Source organism: Shewanella sp. NKUCC06_TVS (assembly GCF_019345515.1).
GTDB classification, from domain to species: domain Bacteria; phylum Pseudomonadota; class Gammaproteobacteria; order Enterobacterales; family Shewanellaceae; genus Shewanella; species Shewanella oncorhynchi.
This window is the reverse complement of the sequence record NZ_JAHKQX010000001.1, coordinates 409,405-433,927: the sequence shown is the minus strand read 5'-3', so window position 1 is coordinate 433,927 and position 24,523 is coordinate 409,405. Positions and strand designations below refer to the sequence as shown.

The 24,523-nt window shown below is 44.9% G+C and carries 21 protein-coding genes; 10 read left to right on the top strand and 11 right to left on the bottom strand.

Going from position 1 to position 24,523, the window contains the following annotated elements:
- Positions 1-115: 115 nt before the first annotated feature.
- Together KO531_RS01740 and KO531_RS01735 are read right to left on the bottom strand one after the other, a co-directional pair.
- Positions 116-1,165 carry a 3-oxoacyl-ACP synthase III gene (locus KO531_RS01740; protein ID WP_028760522.1) on the bottom strand — a complete coding sequence of 350 codons (1,050 nt, stop codon included), beginning with the start codon at positions 1,163-1,165 and terminating at the stop codon, positions 116-118.
- Between the two features lie 253 nt (positions 1,166-1,418).
- Positions 1,419-2,768, bottom strand: a complete 1,350-nt coding sequence (locus tag KO531_RS01735; RefSeq protein WP_219250223.1) for a methyltransferase — start codon at positions 2,766-2,768, stop codon at positions 1,419-1,421.
- A 164-nt stretch (positions 2,769-2,932) separates the two neighbouring features.
- Between KO531_RS01735 and KO531_RS01730 the strand changes: the two genes are divergently transcribed.
- On the top strand, positions 2,933-3,166 hold the full coding sequence (locus tag KO531_RS01730) for a DUF1289 domain-containing protein (RefSeq protein ID WP_006085323.1): 234 nt from the start codon (positions 2,933-2,935) through the stop codon (positions 3,164-3,166).
- Between the two features lie 57 nt (positions 3,167-3,223).
- Here KO531_RS01730 and KO531_RS01725 read toward each other — a convergent pair whose 3' ends face one another.
- The 3 genes from KO531_RS01725 to KO531_RS01715 all read right to left on the bottom strand — a co-directional run bounded on the left by KO531_RS01725 (position 3,224) and on the right by KO531_RS01715 (position 6,707).
- A complete protein-coding gene (locus KO531_RS01725; RefSeq protein WP_219250222.1) occupies positions 3,224-3,586 on the bottom strand; it encodes a YajD family HNH nuclease in 363 nt (120 codons plus the stop codon).
- Positions 3,587-3,750: 164 nt separating this feature from the next.
- Positions 3,751-5,727: a BCCT family transporter gene (locus KO531_RS01720; protein WP_105249669.1), complete on the bottom strand. Its 1,977-nt coding sequence runs from the start codon at positions 5,725-5,727 to the stop codon at positions 3,751-3,753.
- A gap of 398 nt (positions 5,728-6,125) precedes the next feature.
- Positions 6,126-6,707, bottom strand: coding sequence for a DUF502 domain-containing protein (locus tag KO531_RS01715; protein WP_028760527.1), 582 nt, complete (start codon positions 6,705-6,707; stop codon positions 6,126-6,128).
- A 185-nt stretch (positions 6,708-6,892) separates the two neighbouring features.
- Here KO531_RS01715 and KO531_RS01710 point away from each other — a divergent pair, with 185 nt between their 5' ends.
- The 3 genes from KO531_RS01710 (at position 6,893) to KO531_RS01700 (ending at position 10,182) form a co-directional block, all read left to right on the top strand.
- Positions 6,893-7,288 (top strand): VOC family protein, encoded by a 396-nt coding sequence (locus KO531_RS01710; RefSeq protein WP_219250221.1) that lies wholly within the window; start codon positions 6,893-6,895, stop codon positions 7,286-7,288.
- An 804-nt stretch (positions 7,289-8,092) separates the two neighbouring features.
- The gene (locus tag KO531_RS01705; RefSeq protein WP_219250220.1) at positions 8,093-9,079 is read left to right on the top strand and encodes a hypothetical protein; all 987 of its coding nucleotides are present in this window, start codon (positions 8,093-8,095) and stop codon (positions 9,077-9,079) included.
- Between the two features lie 80 nt (positions 9,080-9,159).
- Positions 9,160-10,182 (top strand): restriction endonuclease, encoded by a 1,023-nt coding sequence (locus tag KO531_RS01700; protein WP_219250219.1) that lies wholly within the window; start codon positions 9,160-9,162, stop codon positions 10,180-10,182.
- A gap of 549 nt (positions 10,183-10,731) precedes the next feature.
- Here KO531_RS01700 and phoU read toward each other — a convergent pair.
- From phoU to KO531_RS01680, 4 genes are all read right to left on the bottom strand, one after another.
- Complete coding sequence (gene phoU, locus KO531_RS01695) at positions 10,732-11,442, bottom strand: phosphate signaling complex protein PhoU (protein WP_028760530.1); 711 nt, start codon at positions 11,440-11,442, stop codon at positions 10,732-10,734.
- Between the two features lie 70 nt (positions 11,443-11,512).
- Positions 11,513-12,331: a phosphate ABC transporter ATP-binding protein PstB gene (gene pstB / locus KO531_RS01690; RefSeq protein WP_028760531.1), complete on the bottom strand. Its 819-nt coding sequence runs from the start codon at positions 12,329-12,331 to the stop codon at positions 11,513-11,515.
- Positions 12,332-12,364: 33 nt separating this feature from the next.
- Entirely contained in the window at positions 12,365-14,023 is a 1,659-nt protein-coding gene (gene pstA, locus KO531_RS01685; protein ID WP_105249674.1) for a phosphate ABC transporter permease PstA, read from the bottom strand.
- Positions 14,024-14,082: 59 nt separating this feature from the next.
- Positions 14,083-16,341: an ABC transporter permease subunit gene (locus KO531_RS01680; RefSeq protein ID WP_219250218.1), complete on the bottom strand. Its 2,259-nt coding sequence runs from the start codon at positions 16,339-16,341 to the stop codon at positions 14,083-14,085.
- Positions 16,342-16,541: 200 nt separating this feature from the next.
- Here KO531_RS01680 and KO531_RS01675 point away from each other — a divergent pair, with 200 nt between their 5' ends.
- From KO531_RS01675 to KO531_RS01665, 3 genes are all read left to right on the top strand, one after another.
- Complete coding sequence (locus KO531_RS01675) at positions 16,542-17,042, top strand: ACT domain-containing protein (RefSeq protein ID WP_028760534.1); 501 nt, start codon at positions 16,542-16,544, stop codon at positions 17,040-17,042.
- 469 nt (positions 17,043-17,511) lie between these two features.
- Entirely contained in the window at positions 17,512-18,165 is a 654-nt protein-coding gene (locus KO531_RS01670; RefSeq protein ID WP_168823092.1) for a DedA family protein, read from the top strand.
- A gap of 187 nt (positions 18,166-18,352) precedes the next feature.
- Positions 18,353-19,174, top strand: a complete 822-nt coding sequence (locus tag KO531_RS01665) for a DUF2797 domain-containing protein (RefSeq protein ID WP_105249677.1) — start codon at positions 18,353-18,355, stop codon at positions 19,172-19,174.
- A gap of 249 nt (positions 19,175-19,423) precedes the next feature.
- Here KO531_RS01665 and KO531_RS01660 read toward each other — a convergent pair whose 3' ends face one another.
- Complete coding sequence (locus KO531_RS01660) at positions 19,424-20,107, bottom strand: DUF4136 domain-containing protein (protein WP_219250217.1); 684 nt, start codon at positions 20,105-20,107, stop codon at positions 19,424-19,426.
- Positions 20,108-20,505: 398 nt separating this feature from the next.
- On the opposite strand from KO531_RS01660, the gene KO531_RS01655 reads away from it, so the two are divergent.
- The 3 genes from KO531_RS01655 to KO531_RS01645 all read left to right on the top strand — a co-directional run bounded on the left by KO531_RS01655 (position 20,506) and on the right by KO531_RS01645 (position 22,245).
- On the top strand, positions 20,506-21,099 hold the full coding sequence (locus KO531_RS01655) for a LysE family translocator (protein ID WP_113938904.1): 594 nt from the start codon (positions 20,506-20,508) through the stop codon (positions 21,097-21,099).
- Between the two features lie 26 nt (positions 21,100-21,125).
- Positions 21,126-21,680 (top strand): DUF1415 domain-containing protein, encoded by a 555-nt coding sequence (locus tag KO531_RS01650; RefSeq protein WP_168823098.1) that lies wholly within the window; start codon positions 21,126-21,128, stop codon positions 21,678-21,680.
- Positions 21,681-21,756: 76 nt separating this feature from the next.
- Positions 21,757-22,245, top strand: coding sequence for a hypothetical protein (locus KO531_RS01645; RefSeq protein ID WP_219250216.1), 489 nt, complete (start codon positions 21,757-21,759; stop codon positions 22,243-22,245).
- A 143-nt stretch (positions 22,246-22,388) separates the two neighbouring features.
- Here KO531_RS01645 and KO531_RS01640 read toward each other — a convergent pair whose 3' ends face one another.
- On the bottom strand, positions 22,389-24,293 hold the full coding sequence (locus KO531_RS01640) for a methyl-accepting chemotaxis protein (RefSeq protein ID WP_219250215.1): 1,905 nt from the start codon (positions 24,291-24,293) through the stop codon (positions 22,389-22,391).
- Positions 24,294-24,523 lie beyond the last annotated feature (230 nt).

Here is a 24,523-nt window from a genome sequence, read left to right as displayed (position 1 = left end):
GGCTTAGCTTATCGACAGAACTAAAGACTGAGCTATCAACTGAATCATGGACTTACTGGGTTGACTCGAATGTATGCCAGCCATCAAGCAAAGGCGTGAAAAGGTGCACTGCACCCTACCACTTAATACCTAACATCATGCAATTCAATCCACTGCCTATGCCTAAAAAGCTCACTTGATCGCCCGCTTGTAAAAAGCCTTGATCGTGCGCCATCGCAGCGGTCACAGGTAACGACACAGTGCCCATATTGCCCAGTAGCTGATACGTTGGAAATTCTTTTTCCGGGGGAATATTGAGCGCACTCAGTACTTGCTTACGATTTGAAGCGCCCACTTGATGGCAAATCACTTTGTCCACTTGCTCAACCAGCCAATTACGCTGCTCAAGGAAATGCTCCCAAGTGTGCTTCGCCAATTCAACACCTTCTTTAAGCAAGGTAACGGCATCGGTACGCATAAACTCACGGTACAGATTGTGCCCCACTTCCTGCAGACCCCATTGACACAACTGGTGATGCTCAGGCGCCGATAAGTGCGATGCACCCAGCAATTGATGCTGACGCACATTTGTCAGCGGCAAGCTGCCATCGGTAAGAATCACCGCCACGGCACCAGAACCACCGGTTAAGGTCGCCAGTGACTGGGCAAAATTCTGCATGGTCGGATCGGCCAACATGTTATCGATAGTGACATCGACAATATCCCGCGCCGACTCACAGGACACCACCATACCCGCCTTGATTTGACCCAACTCAATACGGTTCGCGATATCTAAAATACCCGATAACACCCCAAGGCAAGCGTTGCTGATATCGTAAATCGCAGTGTCTTTTGACACCCCCAATTCGGCAGCAATACGACACGCGGTCGCGGGCTCATGTTGATCGCGGCACACGCCGGTATAGACAACAGCACCTAAATCGGCGACATCAATCCCAGTTTCAACCATGGCTTTACGGGCAGCTTTAATCGCACCGTCGGACAATTGATGTCCTTTTGGCCACCAGCGGCGTTCGGTAATCCCAGTCAATGCGGCAAGCTGTCCCATAGGAATACGGAACTTTTGATACAAAGGAGCAAGACGAGACTCTAGCTCACTACTGGAAACCACAACAGGCGCCAGTTCATAGGCCAGGCTATTAATAAATACGCGGGAATATTTCATGAAACTGTTTTATTCGCTCACTAGAATGACTGACCAGCAGGTCAGCTTTCAGTTGTTATTCGTCATTAATGCGACATTTGAACAAGAAAAGCCCGATGATTCAATAAAAAACCATCTTGAGTGTAAGACTTGTCTCACAGCGCAGGTTCCAAACACGACGGCCCTGAATTCACTATCACTAAACTTAAATGCGCTAATATAGAAATAATTCATAAAAAACATCACAGTACAGCATATTTTTAGACGCGCAAAATTATACCGCCATTTTTTGCGCTAAAATCAGCGTATTTCTTGGTGTGACGCTGTTTGCACAAAATTCACCCACGCAAACACCATATCCTTGTTCTTGCAAAAAACAAGCGCGATCTAAGATTAACCACTGCTCCAGTGCGCAGCGGAATAAATGCGCGACTAAATCAATACGGCGAGTTAATTGTTGTCTTTGTCGTCCAACGTCAAGCCAAGCTTCAAAATCCCTGTTTTTTGCAAGATTAACGGCCTTAGTCTCGGCTGCCCACAGGCAAAAATCCGTAAAACTGCCGCTCAATTGACTCTGTTTTAACGAGGGTAAAGGCAAATATTCGTCGATTTGTCGACATTCACGTTGCAGTGCATCAAAGCCTAAGCGCCACGCAATTTCTTGATGGCGTAGCGCCTGCTGTTTGGGATTAGCGATCACACTCTGCTGTAGCGGTAACTGTAAATCATGGCGACTGAGCTTTAGGCTGCTCTCCTGAGCAAGAATGGATAACGGCTGATAATGGCTCGCTTGAATTAAATGATAGCAACAGGGAGAAATCGCCAATGCCTGCGTGCCCGCCTCGGCCGCCAGCGTTAACAACCGAACATGCAAATCTCCGCAGGCATGCAAAGCAACCGCTTGCTGCTGTGCGGTTAAGGGGTTAGTTGTTAACGGATTCGCTGCTGAGGGATGTTCAACTGGTGTATCGACAGTGGCTATAGCCCTGTGCTCAGCGCCAATAGCAAAGGCATCGGCGCAAATAAAAGTCTGCGATAACTGCCACTTATCAGCAAAGGCCTGCCCTGCTTCACACAGCGGCGCTTGCCATTCTAAACTCACCACTTCGGCGCCGCGAGCTTTAGCAATCAAGCGGCCCAAATGCCCTTTACCCGCACACCATTCCAGCACAGGTAAATTAAGCTGGGGTAAATGCTGCACAAAGGCAGTAATTTGCTGCCATTTTCGGCCTTTAATGTGAGCGCTAAAGTGCGCTTCATCATCAAAGGACAAACCGCGGTCCTGCGCTTTATCTACCTTTGTGGTATCGGTTATTGCAATATCAGCAATGGCAGTGGTAAGCAATGACAAGTCCCAATCTTGGCCTAATGCCATAAGATCGCAGTTTAATGCCGGTGACAGCGTCTTAACCAGTAAAGATTGCTCGGCATCGAGTCCATCAAGCTCATCATCAGCCAGCGCCCACACAGCTTCGGCCAACTTCGGAAAATCCTGTGCCCAAGGTAAAGCGTTCACTTCAAATGCACGCACTTGCCACAGGGCAGCACTCTTTTCAAGCAACTGATTAAGCTTGCTAAATTGCTGTGAGTAAGTGAATTGTTGCTGCAGATTATCTTGGTTCACGTCATGCCCAGTGTAAAAAATACTTGTCTCACCTTAGGCCAAGGGAATGCGCCCTAAAGATGACTTTATGCGAAAAAATGTTAGTATCGCGGCCTTTAAACACTCATCCATATCGTTAACTGAGAAGACTCGGTTAACTAGCCATAAGGCTCCAAAGGACACCTATGCTTTCACCTTGCGTCGCACGCTGCGGTTTAAATGACGAAGACTACTGCATGGGCTGCTTTCGACATATCGATGAAATCGTCAGTTGGCGCACGAGCAGCGAAGCGCAACAGGCAGCCATTTGTCAGCAACTTCCCGCCCGTAAAGCTTTGTTTGAAGGCAGTGAAAACCAGCATATTTTAAGCCGTGATAAATGGTTAGCTGCCGAAGCGCGTTTAACCGACAAAGACTAAACGCCGCCTGCTAACGCCACCCTCTGCGCAAGCTCATCCTGCTAACAGCCCACAAGACTATTTTTTCAGCATTGATTTCAAGTCAGCAAAGGGATTGTAGGTCGCCGCCGCTTGCTTGGTTTCTGCGGTGCTACCGTAGCGGATCAATTCTTCAAAGCGAGAATGTTCGTTGTCATGGCAATAAAGACATAATAATTCCCAGTTTGAACCGTCTGACGGGTTGTTATCGTGGTTATGATCCCTATGATGCACAGTCAGTTCACTTAGGTTTTTTGGGGTAAATTCGCGGGTACAGCGGCCACACACCCAAGGATAGAGTTTTAACGCTTGTTCACGGTAACCGCTCTCACGCTTAGCTTTGTACTCCCGCGCATCGGCTAATACTTTATCTAACTTACTCTGGCCTGGCACTGATGACATAGTGTAATCCCTAAAACAAACCCTAAAAAATTGCCCCAAGGATAATCCGAGTTATCACTTGGGGCAATATTTCCCGCACTTTGCGGGTTAATGGTGCGCGATTTGTAGACGTAAATGGTTAAGCCGACCTAGGTTACTGGCTTAGCTAACTTAGCTTACGTTACTTAGCTTACGTGGGCATGATCGGCATTCGACAGATGCAAATAATGTAAGTATTTTTCATACTGAGTCACCACATCCGCGAGGATTTGCTCTTCGGTATAACCCATCACATCGTAATGCTGACCACCTTGTTCAAGGTACACTTCGGCGCGGTAATACAAGGTATTGCCCTGCTCGATTTCAGTCCCTATTGGGTTAGTGATGTCAAAACAACGCGTTCGTACACCGTAAACAAAGGGCAAGTTCACCTCATTGCTGATCACTAATCGCACGCGGCCATCTAAATATTCAAGATCGGCCACTATGCCTTTAGCCATAAAGTGTTGGCACACCTTAGACAAAGCGGGCGTAGCCACATTATTCAAGAACACTTGCGCTTCTTCATGGGTAGGATGCGAGACTAAAACCCCAATACGCTCTTCCCAGCTCATATTAGTTTTGGCGTATTGCACACTAGTATTGTGTAACTGCACGCTATTAATCTTAAGCCAATCATTTTTCAGGGCTTTAAATAAGCCCAGACACATGAATAGCATCACCACTAAGAACGGCATAGCACTGGCGATAGCCGCCGTTTGCAGCGCCTGTAACCCACCCGCTAACAACAATACCGAAGCAACGACCCCTTGCAACAGTGCCCAAAAGATCCTCTGCCATACGGGGGCATTGTTATCACCACCCGAGGTTAGATTATCAATCACTAAGGATCCCGAATCCGACGAGGTCACAAAGAAAGTGACGACTAAACAAATCGCAATCCCAGAGAGTAAAGTCGGAAACGGCATGTGCTCGAAAAACACAAACAAGGCCACTGACACATCAGTATTCACCGCCTCGGCAAGATAGGTCGCGCCGTGATTCATAATCGAATCAATCGCCGTATTACCAAATACCGTCATCCATAGAAAGGTCAGCGCCGATGGCACAAATAACACACCTATCAAAAACTCACGGATGGTACGACCGCGACTCACACGCGCAATAAAGGTACCGACAAAAGGAGACCAGGAAATCCACCAGCCCCAATAGAGCAAGGTCCAGCCTCCGAGCCAATCTTCCTTATGTTCATAAGCGTACAAGTTAAAGGTTTTGCCCACTAAATCACTTAAGTAGCTACCGGTATTCTGCACAAAAGCCTGCAACAGCATAACCGTAGGGCCAAGGATCAAGACGATAAGCAATAAAATAATCGCGAGACCCAGATTGAGTTCGCTTAAGCGTTTCACGCCTTTATCGAGACCAGAAAATACCGATAATGTCGCCAATAAAGTAATGCCGATAATCAAACACACCTGCACTACAGCATTATTGGGTAAGCCTTCGAATAAATAACTCAACCCAGAATTGACCTGCAACACCCCAAAGCCCAGTGATGTCGCCACCCCAAACATAGTGCCAAGCACAGCAAATGTATCCACTGTATGGCCAATAGGACCATAAATGCGTTCACCAATTAAGGGATAAAGCGCACTTCGCGGCAGTAGCGGTAACTTATGTCGATAAGAGAAATAGGCCAGACTCAATGCCACCACAGCGTAAATCGCCCAAGCATGCAGTCCCCAATGGAAGAAAGTGATCTTCATTGCCTCTTTTGCGGCAATAAGACTCTCTGGGGTTGCATCCGGCGGCGCCAGATAGTGCATCACAGGTTCGGCGACCCCAAAAAACATCAAACCTATGCCCATACCCGCCGAAAACAACATGGCGATCCAGCTTTTATAGCTGTAGTCTGGCACTGAATGATCTGGTCCTAGTTTGATATCGCCGAAGCGACTGACCATGACAAATATGATAAAAATCAGGAAAAACGCCACACTTAGAATGTAAAGCCAACCGGCTTTCATTTCTATCCATGACTGCATTGATCTAAAAAAGGTGTTTGCCTCTGTGGGCCATACTGCGCAAATCATCACCATCAAGATGATGAAAAAGACCGACGAATAAAATACCGGCGGATTAATACTAGACTTGATTGACATTGACTCTCCCTATTTCTAGCGGGTTCACACTCCAAATATCTCAACATACCAACGGCGAGATAGGACAAAACTTATACTTAAAATTTGGTTAATACTGGGTGGCTCATCTATGACCAGTATGGGGGAAATCCCAAAGATCATTGCAACGACTCGCTATGGCTAAACGCGACAGGATCTGAACAACGGGATTAACAACACTCGACTTTTTTAAGCCAATGATTGATGGATAAACAGAATTAACACCACTAAGGCAGCTAACACCCACCTTTAGCATAAAACAAATATATTACTAGAATATTCAGCATAAAAAATGGCGACCATATTGGTCGCCAAAAAATTATACCACAAAAATCATCAAATTTAATTTTAAACGCTAAAACGCACAAACCTTCATCTGATTACTTAGTCGGTGACTGCGAAATGCCAGCAGTTAAATTGAAGCGCATCGCCTCCTCAAACGACCAATCAACCATAATTAAATCATCCCGCTTAACTAAGCTCGTCACGCCCGCCATTTGATAGCTCAATTGGAACAACACAGGCACCCAATCGCCCTCAGGCAACGCATCTAACAAGGGCTGCGGCGGCGTATCCGTCATAATAAAGCCCACCACAAAACTGCCATTCGCCTGTTTCACTAACACTGTCTTTTGGCTTGTTGGCTTACCATCACGATTCATCAAAGAGGCGATATCACGGATACTGCCATAAACCGATTTAAACAATGGGAAACGCATCAACTGGCGCTCAAGCCAACCATAAAGCCACACAATCGGGCTGACCGAAAACAGCAGGCCCACCGCAAAAACTAATGCCACCACCAGCATAAATCCCGCGCCGACAAAGTGTTGGTTTATCCCTACCAACTCTAAAATTACAATTCCTAAACCATCTAACGATACAAACAACGACCAAAACAGCCACAAACTCAAGGCCATAGGTAATAGATTCATTAAGCCGCGGGCTAAGGTTTTTTTCATCACACTCTCATTCAGTCATAGGGATATAGAAGGCATAAAATATTTACGCAAAAAACGCCACAAATGCTACCACAGAGTCACTTTTGCACCAGCACATGATGTAAGGTATCTGGCAGTAATAGTCTCAAGCATAGAGACAGCGTTCAAATTCAGAGCCCACTCTGAACAATTCTAAGGAAAGTAAAATGCGCGTAACCCGCTTAGATCATTTGGTCTTAACCGTAAAAGACATCGCCGTCAGTGTCGAATTTTATCAAACCGTGCTCGGGATGAAAAAAGTGGTATTTGGCAATCAGCGTATTGCGTTAAGTTTTGGCGACCAAAAGATTAACCTGCACCAAGCGGGCGCAGAATTTGAACCTAAAGCCGCAGCAGCCACGCCCGGCAGTGCCGACCTGTGTTTTGTGGTCAGCCACAATATAGAAGAAGTGATCGCGCATTTAAACGCACTTCAGATTGAAATCATTGAAGGACCAGTGCTACGAACCGGCGCCACAGGCCGGATAAACTCTGTCTATATCCGCGACCCAGATTATAACCTGCTTGAGTTATCAGAATATCTGCCCGCCTGCACTGGGTAAGCGAATTTTGGCAAAGGTAAGCGAAGTTAAGAAAGTGTAATCTGTCAGTTCTGCGAGCACGCAGCGAGCAGAACTGCAGTTGACGTTATACTGGTTCACTGTTGTTTGCGATAAGACTCTCGACAGTTAGATGGTATTCATTGTCATTGTTTCCCGATTGACTCATGATCCTTTGAGCTAATAAGAGGTATCCCTATAGGCTCCACTAAAAAGCGAGTGATCAAAACAAGACGACTGGGTTTTGCAGTGTTAATTATCATTACTTCCCCAGTGACTCGCCGTAAACTCATCCTTGAGGGCTCTACTAAAACATCCCTGTTTTAGAAGGTCACTGGTGCAGCAATGATAATCCTAGGTAAGTTATCAATACCTATGTCTACCCTAAAAAGCATTTGCCCCAAAGCGTAATAACACTGAGAAGTTGATGAACAAACAGTTATCTCATTACCCTACAAATGTTCATCTATTTCCTGCTTTCAACTACGAATCACTCGTCGCCAAAACTGCAATTTTATAGAGTAGTATTTCAATCGCTTGGTTTTGAGTCTTTTAAGTCGATATCTTTGCGCGTTATCTCAAACTCTTAAATCTAAATTTTATTAAAATTAATCACTTAAAGATTTTTGTTCTTAGATAATAAGTTTGGAAAACGCGCATGCGCGTTTTTCCTGATGGTATATGTTATTGAAAAATGATAACTTCGAGTTAATACAGATAGTTAACTATGCTCGTTTTTACTGTTCTAATGAGGTAAACGCGCATGCGCACTAATAAAATATTAAACACATAGGCTCTGAAATACTTATGGAAGAAGTATTTATCAATGAATGTTGCGGTGGTCGCTTGACTACTGAAGCTCTCCTGAGGTCTACAGGGAGTATTGACGTAAATTTAAAGGTTAATGCGTTCCCCAAAGAAAAGGTCTGTATTTTTCATGTCGCAGGTGAAAACTTTTGGTTTAATATGGGATTCATTGATAGTGAATTAACGCTACAGCGATGTGATCACGACCTGAGGATTACTGAAAATTTCTTTAAACAGTTACCTGAAAATACTACTTTTATAGCTTCTTGGACGCCAGATTCATTAATAGTTCTACTAGGCAAAAGAGGATTTGACGGCCCAAGTATTCGTAAGGTAATGAAAATTGAACCAAGACCGGCACCGGCTAGTCTATTTCGGTGGGCAAGGCATCAATCATTAATACCTACGGAGATATATAGTAGTGAAGCAGAATTTGTAGCCAGAGTGCACACTGGGTTAGCAATGCTTCAAGACAAAATTGATTTAATGAGCAATCGCGATATTTTTTGGAATGTTGCTCGTGATGGAAGTCAAATTCAACATCGAAGTCCCAAAAAAGAAGTTGATTTACATGGTGCGATTCATGCGTTCTTATCTGATCAATTTTTCTTGGCGTCTATTGAAGTGATTCCAGAAGCAATGAGCAGTGCTGGTCGTCTTGATTTTTTGTTTATCGGTCAGGTAGAAGGACTAGGAATGGTGAAAGTTTGTGCTGAATTTAAGCTTGCGCATTCTAAAGATTTATATCGAGGAATTGAGTTTCAACTCCCAGCCTATATGTCCAGTCACGGGACTGAAAATGGTGCTTATTGCATAATCGATTTCTGTGGCAAAGAGTTCGAATTACCGAAGGAAGATAGTTTGAGTATGCACAATCGTTTGGCCTTGGCTTCAAGCCGCGGATGGCCAAATATTGATCGTCCGATAAAAATTCACAAATTAAAAGTGGCCAAATCTGAGGCTGCATCGAAGTTAAAAAATGCCTAACAAGCGCATATTGTCGTACTGGTTTTCCGCTGCGCTCCAGCCCAGCAGAAAATACGGGCGTTAGGTTAGCAGGGAATTCTATGGGCACGTGGGTAACAACCAACACAGGTTTTAGATCTTTCTTAAGCGATAGAATCGGTTATAAATCTGGTTTTGCACTTAATAATACAGAAATGATAGAACTCCTAGATATTAATGATCCGCTTATCAATATTTTCAAAAATCAGAAGGAAGAACTGATTCGAATTCGAACGAATCACATCGAAGATACCTTTCAAATAATGTTGTATCGCTTAGGCGTCACCACTCAAGACTTCGTGGGACACGCTCCAACTATGCTCGATTTAGAACTTATGCATTCTCCTAACAAGAGGGCTTTGTTCAAAAAGGTATTAAAGGTTCTTGGAGAGAGTCATTTTGATCAAGGCAAAAATTCTATATTCGATGGCTTCGATGAAGATGCATATTATGAACGTATCCAAATAAATATCGGTGTTGAAGCGCTGGAAATTGCACATAGGTTAGTGAACTTAACAAAAGAAAGCGAAGAAGCGAGTCCTTGGGACTGGTTATCTGCAAGGGTAACTGAATGGAAATCCCCAATCGAACTTAAACAGTTATTTGAAAGTGAATCGTTAGATACTATGTATGGTAGCTTTCTTGACCAAAGGTATATCAATTATTTAGCAAGTAATACTGACAAGCTATCTGCAATGCATTGGCGAAAGTTTGAAGCTCTTACTGCTGAGTACTTTGAGCGTAAAGGTTATAAGGTTCAGATTGGAGCAGGAAGGAATGATGGTGGTATTGATGTTAGGGTTTGGAGCAAAAACTCGGAATTTGATCATCCTCCTGTGCAGCTCATTCAATGTAAGCGAACGAAATCGAAAATAGATAAAGTCTTAGTTAAATCACTCTGGGCAGATGTAGTTAATGAGAACGCTAAAGGTGGGATAATTGTTACGACTTCCTCTTTTTCACCTGGGGCTAGTGAAGTTTGCAAGGTTAGAAATTATCCCATTCGAGAGGCCAACAGAAAAACAGTAACTCAATGGCTAAACGAATTAAGAAAAACTGGCAAAGGGGTGTTCATGGGTGAGTGATTCACCTGACAAAGCGCTGTTGTAAGACTGGTTATCCACTGCGCTCAAACCAGCCGCAGAGCGCGGCGTTACCCATAGAAATTTTAATTCAAGACTCACTAATTCGTGCTAAAAGTCTAACTTAGAAATGTCCCAAAGTATGTTGCGTATGTCTTTTAAATCTACAGGTTACGTGAATGCACGAAAGGTGAGCCATGGTGATTAGCGAGACGACCGTCCGCCCCATGGACGGGGCGGTCGAGCATCCAAGGACGGACTTGCTGCGTGTCGGTGAGTAAGTACCATGGCAAGCCTATATGCGTGGATACCAGCCAACGCCTAGCAACTAAAATGACAGTTCACTCAGCTATACTAGCCTGCAGAATTTTCCAATGCGTTTTTACCAAATCGAATTGACTCATCATTGCTATTAGTACTGTCAAATCAGTCTATAAAAGCAGTCGGCATTTATTAAGCCGCATTTAAAAGCCCTAAAAGCAAAACGCTCCACAGAGGCTGCGGAGCGTTTTATTCAGCGAATGGCATTACAATAGCAGACTAATACTTGTGTTAGCCTTTCATGTCCTTTTCCATATCTTCGTAGGAAGTATGGCGAACGTCTTTACCTTTCACGTAGTAGATAATGTATTCACAAATATTTTTACAGCGGTCACCGACACGCTCTACTGCGCGTGCAGCCCATAATACGTCGAGTATGTCTGGGATTGAACGCGGATCTTCCATCATATAGGTCATTAACTGGCGAATGATGCCTTCATATTCACGGTCAAGCTTAGCATCTTCTTTATGCAGCTCTAACGCGGTATCTGCATCCATACGGGCCAAGGCATCTAAAGTCGCATGTAACATCCGAGTCGCATGACGCCCCATATTTTCAATACTAACTAACAAAGGCTGCTGATTATTCAAACGTTTATCTAATGCCGCTTTTGCAATCCGCACACAGGCATCACCAATACGCTCAAGATCGGCGATGGTTTTTGAAATAGCGATAATCAAGCGTAAATCGCTGGCCGCAGGTTGACGCTTAGCAATAATACGCGTGCATTCTTCGTCAATGGAGACTTCCATTGCATTGACTTTATGATCGCCTGCAATCACCCGCTGAGCTAACTCGGCATCGAGGGCACTTAAGGCATCAATCGCTTGCTCCAGCTGACGTTCAACCAAGCCACCCATCGCGAGCACTCGATTGCGGATATCATCCAGCTCAGCGGTGAACTGACCCGAAATGTGCTTACTTAAATTCATGTTTTCCATTGCGTTCCAACCTGTTACTTAACTGTTGACCCATACCAAGCCTTGGTGGCCTTATCCGATACTCAAGTGATTAACCGTAACGTCCTGTGATGTAATCTTCAGTCTTACGTTTTTTCGGCGTGGTGAAAATCGTATTAGTATCAGCATATTCAACTAATTCACCCATATACATAAAGGCCGTTTGATCCGATACCCGCGCCGCCTGTTGCATGTTGTGAGTCACGATAACCACAGTGTATTTCGTCTTAAGCTCAGTGATTAACTCTTCAATCGTCAGCGTCGAAATCGGATCGAGTGCCGATGTTGGTTCGTCGAGTAATAGCACTTCTGGCTCAATGGCTATCGCACGGGCAATCACCAGACGTTGCTGTTGACCGCCAGACAAACCAAAGGCGTTATCGTGCAATCTGTCTTTAACTTCGTCCCAAATCGCCGCGCCGCGCAATGAACGCTCAGCCGCTTCGTCGAGTTCACGACGGTTATTCAGCCCTTGCAATCTCAAGCCATAAACAACGTTTTCGTAAATCGACTTAGGGAAAGGATTTGGGCGTTGGAACACCATACCGACATTACGGCGCAAAGCCGCGACATCAATCTTTTTGTCGTAGATATTCTGGCCGTGCAGCAATATCTCGCCGCCAATATGACAATTATCAACTAAGTCATTCATGCGGTTAATACAGCGCAATAGTGTCGATTTACCACAACCACTGGGGCCGATAAAGGCAGTAACTTGCTTCTTGGGGATCTTCATCGATACATTAAACAGCGCTTGCTTATCACCATAGCGCAAATCTAAGTTACGGATCTCCAGCGCGGTGTCGTTCTGGCTTAAGTTAGCTAAATCAAAGTTATTGGTTTTCATTGCTGTCGAATCTATAGAAATCATATTTAGTCCTAATACTTTCAGGATAATCGCTGATTAGTGCTCAAGCGAACGATATTTTTCACGTAAGTGGTTACGCACGCTAATGGCCGTCAAGTTGAGTGCCACAATCACAGACACCAGCAAGAAAGAGGTCGCATACACCAGAGGACGTGCCGCTTCAACGTTAGGACTCTGGAAGCCCACATCATATATATGGAACCCTAAGTGCATGAACTTACGTTCTAAATGCACAAACGGGAAGTTAAAGTCCAGTGGTAATGTTGGCGCTAATTTCACGACACCCACCAACATCAGCGGTGCCACTTCACCGGCAGCACGAGCGACCGCTAAAATCAAACCTGTCATGATCGCTGGACTCGCCATCGGGATCACAATCCGCCACAGGGTTTCAGCCTTAGTCGCGCCCAATGCCAAACTACCTTGACGTACTGCGCTTGGAATACGACTTAACCCTTCTTCAGTCGACACAATAACCACAGGCAGCGTCAAAATCGCGAGGGTTAATGCCGACCAAATCACCCCTGGCGAACCAAAGGTAGGAGCAGGCAAAGCTTCAGCGTAAAACAATTGGTCGATGGAACCGCCCATCATGTACACGAAGAAACCTAAACCGAATACACCATACACAATCGAGGGCACACCCGCTAAGTTGATTACCGCAATACGGATCATCTTAGTAATAGGGCCTTTCTTAGCATATTCATGTAGATAAACCGCCGCAACCACGCCAAATGGCGTCACGATCACCGCCATCAACATCACCATAAATACAGTGCCGAAAATCGCGGGGAACACGCCGCCCTCAGTGTTGGCTTCACGCGGATCGTCACTCATAAAGCGTCCAATACCGACAAACCACTTACCAATTTTGCCTATGAGTCCTAAGTGATTCACATAGGTCACATCAAGAACGGTATCGAGCTTCAGTTCAACTTCTTCGCCGCGCATATCTCGGACAATAACTGAGTCACGCGCCGCATCATCACGCAGGGCAAATAACGCCTTTTCAAGCACTAAGTAATCTTCTTGCAGTTGAGCTCTCTTGGCGACCAACTCAGCTTTAACACTGTTGGTCAGTTCCCCATCCAGCTCGAAACGACGCTCCTGCAAACGCAATTTTTCAATGGCGTAGTTAATCGAGCCAATATCTTGCTTCTGCAAATCAACCGCTTTGTCCGATAAGGCAACAGCGCGTTCGATATGCTCCATTAAGGAGGATTCAATCGCATCATTCACTAAATCAAGACGCTTGCCATTTTCAATCACGGCTATCGGATAACCGTAGAAGTTACCGTTTTTAGCCCGCTCGATCAGTGCGACCTCGCTTGGCACAGAACGGCTAACAATGTCCGTACCTAATATCCAGCGGAAATCCAAACCCACAAATTCACGGTTACCGGTTTTCACTAAGTAACGGGTCACAAACTCGCCCGGGTGTTGCTTAAACACATGGCCAGCAGCAATCAAACGCTCAGTCGGTACTTCTTCCCTATCGTAAACCTCACCAATTAAGGTCGAACGTACACCCGTGTTATCTTCAAGCTCCCACTGGTAAACGGTTGCAGGCCAAAAGTAACTTAAGCCACGCCATGCGATTAACAATAATAAGCCTAAGACGGCAATCAAACTGATGCTCACGGCACCGCCCGTCATCCATATCCATGGCGAGCCTGATTTTACCCACTTACCCATTGCACAAACCTCTCAAGGTCACTGGCGAAATAGTATTTAATGTCATTGTCTTATCCCCGTTACAGCGAGCTATAGCGTTCACGTAGACGCTGTCTCACCACTTCTGCAATGGTGTTAAAGAAGAATGTAAAGATGAATAGTACGAACGCAGCAAGGAAGAGCACACGATAATGCGAGCTACCGATAGCCGATTCAGGCATTTCAACCGCAATGTTTGCCGCCAAGGTTCGCATCCCTTCGAACACGCTCCATTCCATGATGGCAGTGTTACCGGTGGCCATCAGTACAATCATGGTCTCGCCAACGGCACGGCCAAGGCCCATCATAATGGCCGAGAAAATACCCGGACTGGCGGTTAACAACACTACGCGTGTCAATGTCTGCCAAGGCGTCGCACCTAAGGCTAAGCTGCCGTTAGATAAATGACGCGGTACAGAGAAAATAGCATCTTCAGCGATGGAGAAAATCGTTGGGATCACCGCAAAGCCCATGGCAATACCGACCACCAGCGCGTTACGTTGGTCGAAGGTGATCCCCAGTTCGTTAGTGATGAATTGACGGGTATTACCATCAAACAGCGCCACTTCGATGATTGGGCTGACCGCAAAAGAGAACCAACCCACGAAACAGACCACAGGGATTAACATCAGCTCTTGGTACATTTCGGGTAAACGTTGTTTCCACTTACCCGGCAACCTACTCCAGCCATAGGCAGATGTGAGTATCGAGGTCGGCAATAAGATCAGTAGAATTAAAATGCCGGGGAGATGCTCTTCAATCAGTGGCGCTAACCACAGACCCGCCAAGAAACCTAAAATCACCGTTGGTAAAGCTTCCATAATTTCAATGGTCGGTTTCACAAAACCGCGCACCTTAGGCGACATAAAGTAAGCCGTGTAAATCGCACCTGCAACGGATAAAGGCACGGCAAATAACATGGCATAAAATGCCGCTTTCATTGTGCCGTAGGCCAATGGCATTAAGCTCAACTTAGCTTCGAAATCGTCAGAGCCTGAGGTCGATTGCCATACATATTTAGGCTCTGGATAACCTTCATACCACACCTTGTCCCACATAGCGCTCCATGACACTTCTGGGTGGGAGTTTTCCACACTGAAGATATGCAGCTTTTTGTCCGCCTCAACGACTATGCCATTTGAGCGTGGGGTAAAGCCCATTTTACCGGGGTTTTTAAGGTCAAACTTTGCATCAAACAGTTCACGATGACTCGTGGTATAGAGTAGTGTTAGCTCACCCTCAGGGCTCACAGTCGCAAAACTCTTACGGTAGAATTCAGAGGTAATCGAGCTGATGGGCGGTAAGTCATCAAACTGACGAATCTCTTGATATAAACGCCCTTTTTCACCATTAACTTGGAAGTACTGCGCCACAATACCTGTGTCATAACTGACCAGTAATGAACTCGCACCCGCCAGCAAAGCCACGTTATTAACTTGTGCCTTAGCACGTTCAACATCAATCACCTGCAGCAGATCTAAGCTGTCAGTATCACGGATGTCGTACACGAAAATTTTATTGCCAGTTTGCAACATCAATTGACGTTGATCGGGCGTCATCAACTCGTGGGAGACTTTCTTCGGCGCATCTTGAATTTGTGATGTCGTAGAAACCCACTCCACTTCTTCAGTCATCATGTTCTCTTGCCCTTCGAGACGAGTGAGGCGCCAAACACCACTCTCATCTTGATAAGCAAAACTCATTTTGTCTGAGCTATAAGTGAAGGTCAGCTTATGAATCGCACTGCCCGTCTCATCGACGATAATAGGGGTTTCACCTGCGGGATAACGCAGTTTAGGTGTGATTAAACGTTTGTTATTGGGGTACGTTAAACCAAACTCTAGGCCCGCCACTATGACCTGACCATTACTTAATCCCAGCGCAAAACGTTGTTCGCTCGGTACAGCAACGGCGGCGCTGGTGACTGTAACACCCGCTGGTAACGTCGGGGTAAAGCTAGAAAGTAAGCTACCGTCGGCAACAGTATAGAAGTCCACTTGACCATGAACGCTCACACGGTACATCACCTCATTTTGCTCTTCAGCACCCACCATTAAGGTCGGCACATCCGCGTGTTGATAGCTCACACTCTTAACGGGTGTGACATCAGCACTGTCGAAAATGGGTTTAATCACATACAACAGATAAAAGAAGATCAACAATAAGGCGACAAATACCATAGTGCCGCCGATAGTGACGCTGATTTGCGCCGCTTTATCCTTAAATGCCCTGCGATTCGAGCGTCCGCCTTTAAGCATACTGTGCGATGCAGGACCAGGTTGAGTGACCTGACTTTCCATTAAGAACCTCTATTATTAATAGCTAGCGAGTTTTTTCGCTAGGATTTGCCGAGTGCTATGCTTACACTGTTTGAACGTAAACTGAGCAATAACAACATCCTTTATTCTAAGTGCGTTGGATTATATGACGCAAAGATGACAGTTGTGTTACACCCCGTTTTAAAACAGGTGCCTTTTACAAAAAATAGGAGTCAGTCACTATGCTACGATACTTAATCACACTACAAGCACCTGATAGAAAAGGATTAGTAGAACAAATCGCCCATGCTGTGAGTCGTCATGGCGGCAACTGGCTCGACTCAGAATTACGCCATATTGACGGTGTCTTTGCCGCGATATTGTTACTCGAAGTGCCGTCACTGCGGATGGACGAGCTCATTGAGGCCCTAGAATGCATCGATAGCCTGTCCCTCACCTACTCCAAAACCTCGGTCGCTCTTAAGCCCATCAAACGCTTAAGTTACAACCTAGTGGCCTATGACAGACCCGGACTCGTGCTCGATATATCCAATAAAATCAATGCAATTGGCATCAATATTGAGCAGTTTAGTAGTCAATATGAAACCGCAGGCCACACAGGTATAGCTTTGTTTCGGGCAACCATTGGCCTTGGACTCACAGATCTAGCCCAAGAAGATCAACTGGTAGAATCCCTCTATGCTCTTGGGGATGATCTCGTGCTCGATAGATTAAGCCGTTAATCTTGTTTACTTTTACGGCAAGCTAACACTTAGCACACCAATACATTTAGAGAGTGCACTCGCAATGGCACTTTCAAACAGCACTTTAAGAGCACTTAAAACAATGCTTAAAAACCGATATTCGCGGCAAGGTGTTCAAATTAAGTTAAGCCAGTGCAATCAATACTGGATAGTTGGAATCGTTAGAATGCGCATAGGAATCAGGCAAGTGGGTTTGTAAGTTGATGTCATCATTTAAAATTTATTAACCATATAATAATGCTTAATATTTTTACTATAAAAAGCCCACAAAACCCGATTACTGAACCATAAACACACTAACACCAACAAAATTTAATGTTGTAACTGCCTTTCGATTCATGCTCCCTTGGTAGAATAACCCACGAAACACCATAGCTCAGGTTCAAAATTGCCGCTTTCGAGCTTTTCCATCTTTATGTTTTATCAATTATTTTAGGGAGTAGTACGTATGGAGCAGTTATACGAACTGGCCCAAGCCATGATACACAATGATCTAGCGGTTTTAGCCAATCCTAAAATCGCCCTCATGGTCAGCGCATTAATTTGTGGCTTTTTAGTGTTAGAAAATGGCTTTATTCCCACCGCATTTTTACCCGGAGATAGCCTACTCTTTCTCACTGGAGTGCTGATTTATCAAGATATTCTTCATATCGGTATTATGCCGTTATTGGTTCTAGCAACCTTTACAGGTACAGCTATAGGTTATTTACAGGGTCGATTTTTAGGGCATACCCAAATTTACCAAAAACTGCTGTCGAATATTGATATCAAACATCAGGAAAAAGCGACCCACCTAATTGATAACTATGGAGTGATAACCCTGCTACTCGCACGTTATATTCCTTTTGTTCGTACCGTTTACCCCTATATTTTAGGTGCAACGGGTATTTCTTCCCGTCGTTTTTTACTCATTAACTTCATCAGCTCAATGGTGTGGATTTTTTCCGTTGTTGGTTTTGGGTATCTCATTAGCCATACCCAATTAGCAACAAAATACCAAACACAATTTATGAGCATAATCATTTACTTGCCAGTAGCCTTGCTAACTTTCGGTATTATTGCCTTAGTGTACAAATGGTTAAGTAAAACAAAAGAGGTTTAGGTGCACTCATTCAATCGACTCAGGTCATTAACGCCATCAATCGACTTACTTATCGAAAAATCCTATCTAAACTGGCTTGGATAATCTTGTATACTGGCGACCACGCAATGACGATATAACGAAAGCGTGCACTAGAACGCATAATGAGCGACTAAGCTGCACCAGAACGCAACACATTAGGATGACCATGTTAGGAACGCTAAAAAAGATGCGCGTGCAGTTAGATGACGCGCAACAAGTGCAATATCAACTCGTTGTTGGTGATGAGTTACTCCCGCTCAATCCATTGATAGGCAAGCAATTAACCTTGACCCACACGGGCAATATCTTCTGCTGCAACTGCGGTAAAAAGAGCAAGAAGAGTTACTCGCAGGGCCATTGTTTTGTCTGTATGCAAAAGTTGGCGAGTTGCGATATGTGCATCATGAAGCCGGAAACTTGTCATTACGACCAAGGCACTTGCCGCGAACCAGAGTGGGCCCAGAGCCACTGTTTTGTGCCGCATTATGTATATCTGTCGAATACTTCGGGCGTTAAAGTCGGCATTACCCGCCACACTCAACTGCCCACCCGTTGGATTGACCAAGGTGCTACCCAAGGTTTACCGATTTTTAAAGTCTCAACAAGACAGCTCTCAGGCTTAGTCGAAGTAGAATTGGCAAAACTGGTTAATGATAAAACCCATTGGCAAGCCATGTTAAAAGGCCATGCCGACGATATCGATTTAAATGCTAAGGCTGCGGAACTGATCCCACAAATTGAGGCTAAGTTGCACGAAATCGGCATGCAAAAAGGCGATTACAGTATCGAGCGTTTGCACGAAACGATTCAGCCAATTCATTATCCAATTGACACCTTTCCGAAGAAGATCACTTCGCACAATTTCGATAAAGATGTGGTCGTCAGCGGAATTTTGCAGGGGATCAAGGGGCAGTATTTAATGTTTGATACGGGCGTGATTAACATTCGTAAGTTTTCATCCTACGAGATCACAGTCGAGCACGACTGAAACAGTCTGAAATCAAAATGGAACTTCCATCCATTAAAATGAAAAAGCGCGGCAGTTTTCACTGTCGCGCCCTTTATTGAGATGGCTGTCACTAAAGTACCATGTCCCACAGTTCAAAAATGGGAGCTAGCACCACAAACATGGGACCAAGACACCTCAATTAAGCACTAATCCCGTTTATCTGGCGAATGCTCCAACCAAAAATGCTGACTCAATTCACTTAGAACTGAACTAAAGCTCAAACACTGACTAAAGAGCCACATTAACCGACGGCATATTGGCCAACATACTGGCAATGAGACTGTCGAAATTTTCGGTTAGCTCATCCATCTTTTTAATGTTACCAAAACCTTGGGCAAGCACTCGCCAAATTGGCTCATCAACGCCCTGTATTTTAGTGGGTTTAAAGAGCGCTATCACCACGGTACCTTTGTCATACTTTTGGGTATTCACACCGTCGGTTGACAGCCCAGCGACTAACCCTGTCACTGCCAAAATTTGTTCATCGCTCATTTCAGTTCCCATAGCGACGCCAAAGCCAACCTGAAAATCCGCCAGTAGTGGATCTTCGACCCAGCGATATCCCTTACTCTGCAAAGTTTGCTTTAATACGGCTTGCATGTGTTGCAACACTGGCTGCGGATCTAAGCGTTTATCTGTGATGATTTTTTGAAATTTAGGATGCCAAGTAAATGTCATTGCCGTTGACGGTAATTCACTGAGATCGCCAGACATCACGATTGTGGTTCGCAACGACTGCGCCGCGTTATCCGTCACAGTCACGCACCCAGTAAGACCTAAAACGCTGCTAAAAAGCAGTATTAACACTCTCAAATACCGACTTAACACTCGGTCGGGAGCCCAGCAAGGAACTCGACTGAGCTGTCGATTTAGCACTCCACTTAGCTCACTATGTAATGATGGATTCATCATGCCCTGTTACCTCAATCTATAAAATGCTGTCTAAGGATAGTTACTATTACTAAAACTGAAAGCTGATATCCATCATAGTGTTAAATCAGCATATTCCAATATATCTTGATATTCGTACTAACACAGAAAACCATCAAACTCGCTAGCCCTATTCTCACGCCATTAATCCCATCGAGGCATGTACATATTTTGTTATTCTTTTTAGTTTATAAACTCGCTATGTCGTATAGGCGCGGCAACATTTAATCGCTAGAATGCCTCGCCTGCGTTGCAATCAAATGTCGCAATTTTAAATAATAGCAACACAGTATTGCGTACCGGCCGATGAGTAAATCGCAGGCTCAATGCCGCAAATAATCACAATGCCATAAAACTAAAATAAAGGTGTGGATCTATCTATGGAGTTAATACTCGCTATCGCGTTGTTTGCCTTTTCATCGGGGATCACCCCTGGGCCTAACAATATTATGCTGATGACCTCAGGGGTAAACTTTGGCGTAAAACGCAGTATTCCGCATCTTATGGGAATAAGCCTTGGCTTCCCGACTATGATCCTCGCGATAGGTTTGGGCTTAAGCGCCCTATTCCAAAGCTATCCTATCATCCATCAAGTGATTAAAGTCGTCGGCATAGGTTACCTTTTGTATCTGTCTTGGTTGATTGCCAACAGCAGTAGCAAGATGGAAGGCAAAGCCATTGCTAAACCCTTTAGTTTTATCCAAGCCGCGGCCTTTCAATGGGTCAACCCTAAGGGCTGGATCATGGCCGTGGGCGCGATTGCGACGTTCACGTCAGTACAGCAGGATTTGACCCCGCAGGTCATCACTATCGCAACGGTATTTTTGTGCGTCGCATTTCCCTGCGCTATCGTCTGGCTCGGCTTTGGTGTAGCCCTTAAACGCATTTTAAAAAATGAGCGCCAACAGAAGATTTTTAATATCAGTATGGCGCTCTTGCTTGTGGCGTCTATCATCCCTATGATCGCCCCCTAATTTTTAAGCACGAGCAAACAACCGCCATGAACGAAATTGACATGATCACTCAACAAACCGACGACTGGGTGAAAAAAGTGATCATGAAATACAATATTTGCCCCTTCGCCAGACAAGAAGTCGAGCGCGGCAGTATTCGGTATCTGGTGGTGGAACAAACTAAAGTCAAACAAGTGCTTAAGGCATTGATCGAAGAATGCCAATACCTCGACGCCCACCCCGAAGCAGAAACCACACTGTTTATTCTGCCCCGTGGTTTTGAGGGGTTTTATGCCTATCTCGACCTCATCGACATGGCAACTGATACGCTTATCGAACACGAGTACGAAGGCACTTACCAACTCGCCACCTTTCACCCAGACTATTGTTTCGATGGTGAACCACAGGACGGGGCAGCCAACTTCACCAACCGCGCGCCCTACCCAACCCTGCACATCATCCGCGAAGCCAGCATGGAGCTCGCTCTCGCCAGCTACACAGATCCCGAAACCATCCCAGAACGTAACATCGCCTTTTGCGAACGCAAAGGCAGCGACTTTTTCGTCAAACTGTTAGCAGAGTGCATGGGGAAATCCTCATAACAACTCATACTAGGCAGTGAAATGCCATTTTCAGAAAACCAACTGAAAGCTTAAACAAACAAGGAATGTAACAGCGATGGATATAGTGTTGCCCGAAGAACTCTGCCACTTTTTAAGCACAGCAATTCCTGACTCGCGCCAACTTGATATAGGTTTTGCCTTATTTGAATTCCCACGAGTTGAAGAGCTGATAGACTTTCAACTGGGTTATCGCTGGCATGGTATCACCCGAGCGCAAGAATCGGCTTGGGATAACAATTGGTTAGTGCTTGCAAGTTCACATGGCGACCCCTTAATTTATCATTTAAAGGACGGGCACATTCTTTTCGCTCGCCATGGTGCAGGCCGTTGGGAGCCCTGCCTTCTTTTTACCGATTTAGCCAAAATGTCTCGCTGCTTTAATGAAATTGCGGCTCTTATCACTGAAACGGATAAAGCCCTTTTCGATGATAACGTCAATATCCAGCCAACCTATGTTGAGCTAATTAAAGCGATGATTGTTAACCATGTAGGGCTTGAGCAAGGCAACCAGATAATCGAGCAATTGGAAATCATGGCCTACTAACATAAGTAGGCCATAATAAATAAAACATTATAAATTAATAATTTATACATTATAAATCAATGTTTTTAAAATAGCTTACCCGCAGGCATACCGACGATATCTTTATCATGGTCGTTAATGCTCGCGAATAAGATCTGTCAAACCTATAACTGAAAACGTCTTAGTAATTCTTTTAGCGTAACACCAAGGCTAGCAAGATCGTCGGCGGAACGTGCAGTTTCTGCCGCGCCATCAGCGGTTTGTTCGGCAATATCCCTAACTCTCACAATACTTTTATTAATATCTTCTGCCACGGCGCTTTGTTCTTCCGAGGCAGCGGCAATTTGATGTGTCATATCCTGGATACGGCTAACCGCATCGGCAATATCCACTAACATTTCACCCGCTTCGCGGGATAATGACACTGCGCCATCACTTAATGTTCGGCTTTTGGTCATCATTTGTACCGACTCCAGTGTCCCCTTTTGCAAATTAACAATCATATTTTCAATTTCTTCAGTAGAGGATTGTGTTCGACTCGCAAGGCTTCTCACCTCATCGGCCACCACTGCAAATCCCCGTCCCGCCTCACCTGCTCTTGCAGCTTCAATGGCCGCATTTAGCGCGAGTAAATTGGTCTGTTGTGCAACCGATTTGATCACATCAAGGACGGAACCGATACTGTCACTCTCCGATTGTAAGCGCTCCATCGCATGTGCCGTGGTCGCTATTTCCTTGGCTAAAAGTTCGATTTGACTGACCGCTTCAATAACTTTTTTATTACCTATTGCAGTGGTGTGATCCGCCTCTTTAGCCGCTAGCGCAACATTTTCAGCACTGGTAGAAACCTCTTGCACTGTCGCCGCCATTTCATTAATCGCGGTGGCAACTTGGTCAGTTTCACTACGCTGATTTTGCATACCCGCACGATTTTGTTCAGTGACCGCAGAAAGCACCTCAGCCGATGAAGCCAACTGCACCACGCTATCGCCTATTTGTGTCAACACTTGCTTAAGGGTGCTATTCATTTCACCCATGGCACGCAATAATTCCCCCATCTCGTCCTGACGCTCTGAGTGGATAGTGCTGCTTAAATCACCTGTGGCAATTTTTCTCGCTGTAAGGAGGGTTTGTTTAAGTGGCCCGACAATTTGTCCACTGATTAACCACGCAAGTAAGGGGCCGACAACCAAGGCGACAATTAACGCACCGAGTACCACAGCCTTTGCTTGGGCATCAGCGTCAGCCCGTTTATGCTTTTGGATGTCAACTAATTCACGAATATTCACCATCAATGTTTGTGCTGCGCCGCCCATTGACTGCGCTAGGTTATTCATATCACGATTAACATTGACCATAGCATCAATATCATGGTCGTAACGGTCCAATATCTGGATGGCTTGTGCGGTATCCTCTCCCTTAAGAGTGGCGATAGTCTGTGACAATCTGGCAATGGCATCTTTTGCCGTTTTTAAATTGAGATCACTAGCATCATAGACATAGCCTCGGATGTGATAACGTAACATGGTCATTTGCTGGCTAACACTTAAGGCATCTTTTAATAATTCAGTATTTTGCGTCGCTTGCGCCCTGTTGGTCATTCTATCGACCAGCTCCGCATAGGTGGCAACCAACTTGGCCCCCACTTGAGCACCCGTGACTTTCAATTCCTGTTTATGCTTAAACACATCACTAAACTGATTTATTGATTGATGATACCGCTCCGTCACCACTAACGATTCTTGAAGATACAGCCGATCGTATGCATCGTTAGACGCTAACAACTGTTGCTGTAAACCGCTTTTTGTATTTTCAATTAAGCTCTGTAGTTCATCCAATTTTTTTAAATCGCCATTTGCGATAAATTCTAATCTTGCGGCCTTAGCCGCAAGCAGTGTTTTATCGACATTGGCAATAAACTCCAACCGACTACTGCTGATATCGATTGAGGTAAGTCCCCTGTATCCAGCCGCTGCCACAATAAATATCAGCAATAACAAGATCCCAAAACCAAGCCTTAACTTATTGGTTACCGTCATGTTTCCTAGCAGGCGGCGCAAACCTTCCATTTAAATACCCCATATCAAATTTAAAAATGAATATACAAATCCAATGCAATTGTAATGAGTTTTTCATGGCCGTTTATTGACCCAGTTAACCAATCTATAAAATACATTATATGTATAACATTTAAATTAAGGATGTATTGTGGAAGTCAGAAGCAAGAGAAAGCATTGTGGGAATGACAACAAAAATGAAAGAGTGATGACATGTCATCGTAGAAGGCCATGAATGGACC